This window comes from Sphingomonas bacterium (genome assembly GCF_903644055.1).
Classification (GTDB): domain Bacteria; phylum Pseudomonadota; class Alphaproteobacteria; order Sphingomonadales; family Sphingomonadaceae; genus Sphingomonas_I.
In genome coordinates this window covers 1-5,177 of sequence record NZ_CAHJXD010000174.1, presented here as the reverse complement: position 1 = coordinate 5,177, position 5,177 = coordinate 1, and the positions used below count along the sequence as shown (strand labels likewise).

Genomic DNA, 5,177 nt, shown 5'->3' with positions numbered 1-5,177 from the left:
CCAGCCAGCATATTGAATCAGAAAATCAGCCCAAACGGAATCCCTCGCGATTCAACCGGGTCGATTTCGACTCGAAGATCAGGCGAGCATCGGGGTGAAGCCCGGCTCGCACGCCGCCATCGCGCGCTGGTAGCCGGGACGCTCGCCGATCCGGGCGAGATAGGCGCGGATGTTGGGGAAGGCCGCCAGGTCGCGCGGCGCGAAGGCGCGCATCGTCGTCAGCGGGAACACCATCATGATGTCGGCGGTCGTGAAGCTCTCCCCGGCAAACCAGGTCGCCTTCGCCAGATGCGTCTCGGCCAGCGCGTCCGCCCGCGTGCTGCGCTCGGAAAGCGTCGCCATCAGGCCGCCGTCGATGCCCAGCAGGCTCCCCATGATCCCCATCATCGCGGCGGGCATCACCGTGCCGTTCGCGAAGTGGAACCAGAACAGCCAGTCGGCGAAGCCGGGATCGTCGACGGCGAGCGTCAGCCGGCCGCCGCCCCGCTTCATTACCAGATAGTCGATGATCGCGCCCGATTCGGCGAGCATCAGGCCATCCACTTCGACGACCGGGGCGATCCCGATCGGATGCAGCGCCCGATAGGCTTCCGGCGCCATCCGCGTGGCGGGGTCCCGATCGTAGCGGACCAGCGTATAGGGCAGTTCCAGTTCCTCGCAGAGCCACACGATCCGTTCGGATTGCGATATGCCGAGATGGTGGACGACGAGATCAGACATGATTTGCTCCAGCGGCGTGGCGGGCCGCGCGATAGCCGAAAACGAAAGACGCGGCGATGCTGGCACCCGGCCCCGGATAGGTAGAGCCGAACACCGGCGCCGAGGCATTGCCCGTCACATACAGTCCCGCGATCGGCGATCCGTCGGCGCGCAGTACGCGGCCATCCTCGTCGGCCATCAGCCCGCCCGCAGTGCCGACGTCGCCGGGCACGATCCGAACCGCGTAGAAGGGCGCCTGCTCGATCGCGCCGAGCGAAGGGTTGGGCTTCACCCGGGGATCCGCCTGGTAGCGATCATAGGCGCGATCGCCGCGATGAAAGTCCTCGTCGCGGCCCGCATGCGCGAAGCGATTGAAGCGTTCGACCGTGCGCTTCAGTCCCTCGGCATCGATCCCGCATTGCGCGGCGAGCTCCTCGATCGTGCCGGCGCGCTTCATATAGCCGGACTTCAACCAGCTCCCGGGCATCACGCGCGGCGGCACCGCGCCCCAGGGATAATAGCGCCGATGGCGGGCATCCATCACCACCCACGCGGGGACGCCGTCGTGCGCGCGCATCGCCTGGCCGAGCTCCATATAGGATGCGCCTTCGTTCACGAACCGCGCGCCCTTGGCGTTGACGGTGATGCAATAGGGCTTCTGCATCTCCTGCGGCGAATGGAAGCCCGCGATCTGCCCGTTGGCCTTGAGCGAAACCGGAACCCACCAGCTCTGGTCGAGATGCGCGGTGGCGGCGCCGTGCGCGATCGCCTCGGTAAGCAGATCGCCGGTGTCGCCGGGATTGGCCATCGTCCAATCCGATCCGGACCCCAATTGCTGATGCCGCCGCCGCAGATCGGGATTGCGCGCATAGCCGCCCGCCGCGATCAGCACGCCGCGGCGGGCGCGGACCCGCCGCTCCTCGCCATCCTTCGGCGTGATTCGCACGCCGGTGATCGCGCCGTCTTCCTCGATCAGCCCCGCGACCGGGCTTTTCGCGCGCAGATCGATGCCGCGCTTGCGCACCGCGAGCAGCATCCGCGCCTGCAACGCCGCACCCCGGAAATATAGCGGGGCACCCTCCAGCTTCTGCCGCAGCGAGCGCGCGGCGACGCGCAGCGTCATGATCTTGCCCTTGATCGTGCGCGCCGCGAGCGACATCGCCGCGAATTCGTCGGTCGCGATCGGCAGGTTCCAGCCGGGGAGCAGTTGGAGCCTGTCGCGATCGTCGCCGAGCCGCTTGGCCGAGATCATCTTCGCGCCGATCGCGCGTCCGGCCGAATGACCACCGGGCAGATCGTCATAATAATCCGAATAGCCCTCGCAGGCATAGAATTTCAGCCCCTCGCCCTCCAGCATCGCGACCATCGGCGCGATCGCCTGCAGGAACGCCTCGCGCCGCGACGGCGTCGAGGAAGGGTCGGTTTGCCCGATCAGGGCGTCGAGATAGGTTCTCCCTTCCGCGATGCTATCCGAATCGCCGGTACGCTTCAGCACCGGATTGCCGGGCAGCCACAGGATGCCGCCGGACATTGCCGTCGACCCGCCGAAGCGCGATCCCTTCTCGAAGATGATCACCGAAAGCCCGGCATTCACCGCCGCCAGCGCGGCGGCAAAGGCGCCGCCGCCGCTGCCGATCACGATCAGATCGGTTTCCTCGTCCCAATGTCCGGTCATCAGATGAGCGCCTCCAGAGCCCGTGAGTCGTAGGGAAGCAGCTCGTCCATGCGATCCTCCTTCACCTTCCGCGTCCATTCGGGATCGACGATCAGCGCCCGGCCGACCCCGACGAGATCGAAATCGCCCCGCTCGAACATCGCGACGAGCCGAACCAGATCGGTGGTGCCCGCCGATTTGTCGCGATCGAACAGCGAGCTCATGAAATCGCGATCGAGCCCTACCGAGCCGACGGTCATGGTCGGCTTGCCGGTGAGCCGCTTGGTCCATCCCGCCAGATTGAGATCGGAGCCCGCGAACGTCGGCTCCCAGAAACGCCGCTGCGAACAATCGATCAGATCGACGCCGGCCTCCGCGATCGGCGCGAGCAGGGCTTCAAGCTCCATGGGATTTTCGGCCAGCCGCGCGTCATAATCGTGCAGCTTCCACTGCGAATAGCGCAATATGATCGGGAAATCGGGAGCGGTGCGGCGGCGGATCTCCGCCACGATCTCGGCGGCGAACGTCGCGCGATCGCGATGGCTGCCGCCGTAGCGATCGGTCCGCCGGTTGGTGGCGTGCCAGAGGAATTGATCGATGATGTAGCCATGCGCACCATGGAGCGCGACGCCGTCGAAACCGAGGTCCATCGCCGCGCGCGCGGCGGCGGCGAAGGCCTCGATCACCGAATCCACATCGGCAAGCGACATCGGCGCCGTGGCATCGAACAGCGGCACGCCCACCCCGCCCGAGATGCCGGAGGGTCCGATATGATGCGATTGCGCCGGCGTTTCGCCGACCCGGCGGTGCTCCGGCGGCTTTTTGTGGATCAGGCCGACATGCCAGAGCTGCGGCATGATCCTGCCACCCGCTTCATGGACCGCCTCGACGACGCGGCGCCAGCCGCGCAGCGCCTCGCCATGGAAATCGGGGATACTCGCCTCGTTCGAGGCGGCGGGGTGCGCAATCCAGGTGCCTTCGGTGATGATCAGCCCCACGCCGCCCTGCGCGCGACGCCGGTAATATTCGGCGACATTTTCGCCGGGAACGCCGTTCGAGGCGTAGCCGCGCGTCATCGGTGCCATCGCGATTCGGTTGGACAGCGTGGCGCGGCCGAGCGTGAACGGCTCGAACAGGGACGCGGCCGTCCCCCGATTCGTGGCCGCCTCGGCGGTGGGCCGGTTATGAATGGCGCGACTCCTGCCCTGCCTGGCCTGAACCAGGATCGTCTGCGGCCGGATTCGATCATCGTCTTGATGAGAAGCGACAGATGCGCGGCTCCAGCGGACGGACAAGGTGGCATTCCCCGCCGCATTGTGCAAAAATCAGGATGCGTTTTCCAAAAAACCGGTGGCATTGTGCGGTGAAACCACCGACCATGCGATGGTAGTGGACCCGGATCGGCCGACGTGAGATCGGGGGCGCGGGAGAGGTTTATGATGATCGAGCATGTCGACGGCTATGTCGGCAACAATCCCCATACGCACGACGAGGGCGGGGCGGCCGTCGTCCGGATCGATGCGCTGCGCAGTTTCAACGAGGTCGTCACCAGCCTCGGCGGCGATCCCGCGGCGATCCTGGCGCGCGCCCAGATCGATCCGGCGCTGCTCGACAATCGCAACGCGGTGATCTCCTATCGGTTGATGGTGCATCTGCTGGAGCGTTGCGCGAGCGAGCTCGGCTGCCCCGATTTCGGATTGCGGCTCGGCGCCGCGCAGGGCGGGGCGAAGGTGCTCGGTCCGCTCGAGATCGTCATGCGCAATTCCTCGACGCTCGGCGATGCCTTCCGCTACTGTGCCGAACATATCCAGGCCTACAGTCCTTCGGCGCGGATCTGCCTCGAACCCGAATGGGGCGCGGGGCGTACCTTCCTCCGCTTCGAAATCCTGCTCGCGCATCTGCCGTATCAGCGGCAGACGGTCGAACAGGCGCTGCTGCTGACCCAGCATGCCGCCATTTCGATCAGCGGCGCGCAGGCGCGGGCGTGCGAAATCTGGTTCAGCCACGAGCCGCTGGCGCCGATCGCGGTCTATCGCGCGCATTTCAACGGCGTCGTGCGTTTCGGCCAGTCTTCCAGCGGGCTGTTCTTTTACGATCATGATCTCGCGCGCTCGATCAGCGATCCCGATCCGCAATTGTACGAACTGGCGACGACGTTCATCGATACGCGCTTTCCATCGGCCGCGACGACGATGACGACCCGGGTCCGCTCGATCGTGGCGAAGCTTCTCGTCGCCGGGCAATGCACGAACAGCCGCGTCGCCTCGACGCTCGGGCTGCACCCGCGCACGCTGCAACGCCGGCTGCGCGAGGAGGGCGAATGTTTCGAGATGATCAAGGATAGCGTTCGGCGCGACGTCGCGTTGCGCTACCTGCGCCAGCCCGAGGTTCCGCTGATCCGGGTGGCCGAAATGCTGGGCTATTCGGAGGCCTCGGTGCTGTCGCGCAGCTGCTACCGCTGGTTCGCCGAATCGCCCCGCCAGCTTCGCAACAAATTGACGCAGGCCGCCTGAGCCTCCGGTTTGAGTCTGTCGTTGCACTCTCGTCACCCCGGACTTGATCCGGGGTCCCGCTGCCTGCCAACGCTGAAGAAGAAGCGGGACCCCGGAACAAGGCCGGGGTGACGTTTCAGCTTGAACAGGACAGCCTCTGGGAGGATAACTTTAGATTGACCCACTCCTCCGCTCATCCTGAGTAGGGATCGAGCCTGTCGAGAGCCTTATCGAAGGACATGCCCTGGAGCCGTGCTTCGATACGAGCCCTCGATACGCTCCTGCGGAGCTACTCGGTCTCACCTCAGCATGAGCGGGTAAGGCTGAAGTCA

At 65.9% G+C, this 5,177-nt stretch carries 4 protein-coding genes; 1 reads left to right on the top strand and 3 read right to left on the bottom strand.

Annotation, left to right across the window (positions count from 1 at the left end; genetic code table 11):
• Nucleotides 1-78: 78 nt before the first annotated feature.
• From HUU94_RS07495 to HUU94_RS07485, 3 genes are read right to left on the bottom strand one after another with little or no spacing between them, the layout of a single operon-like run.
• Nucleotides 79-720, bottom strand: coding sequence for a glutathione S-transferase family protein (locus HUU94_RS07495; RefSeq protein WP_174274468.1), 642 nt, complete (start codon nucleotides 718-720; stop codon nucleotides 79-81).
• Nucleotides 713-2,374 carry an FAD-binding protein gene (locus tag HUU94_RS07490; protein ID WP_174274467.1) on the bottom strand — a complete coding sequence of 554 codons (1,662 nt, stop codon included), beginning with the start codon at nucleotides 2,372-2,374 and terminating at the stop codon, nucleotides 713-715. The genes HUU94_RS07495 and HUU94_RS07490 overlap by 8 nt, the downstream gene beginning before the upstream one ends.
• Nucleotides 2,374-3,489 (bottom strand): NADH:flavin oxidoreductase, encoded by a 1,116-nt coding sequence (locus HUU94_RS07485; RefSeq protein WP_302480187.1) that lies wholly within the window; start codon nucleotides 3,487-3,489, stop codon nucleotides 2,374-2,376. Before HUU94_RS07485 ends, HUU94_RS07490 begins: the two co-directional genes overlap by 1 nt.
• 303 nt (nucleotides 3,490-3,792) lie before the next feature.
• Here HUU94_RS07485 and HUU94_RS07480 point away from each other — a divergent pair, with 303 nt between their 5' ends.
• The gene (locus HUU94_RS07480; RefSeq protein WP_217429586.1) at nucleotides 3,793-4,866 is read left to right on the top strand and encodes an AraC family transcriptional regulator; all 1,074 of its coding nucleotides are present in this window, start codon (nucleotides 3,793-3,795) and stop codon (nucleotides 4,864-4,866) included.
• Nucleotides 4,867-5,177: the final 311 nt, after the last annotated feature.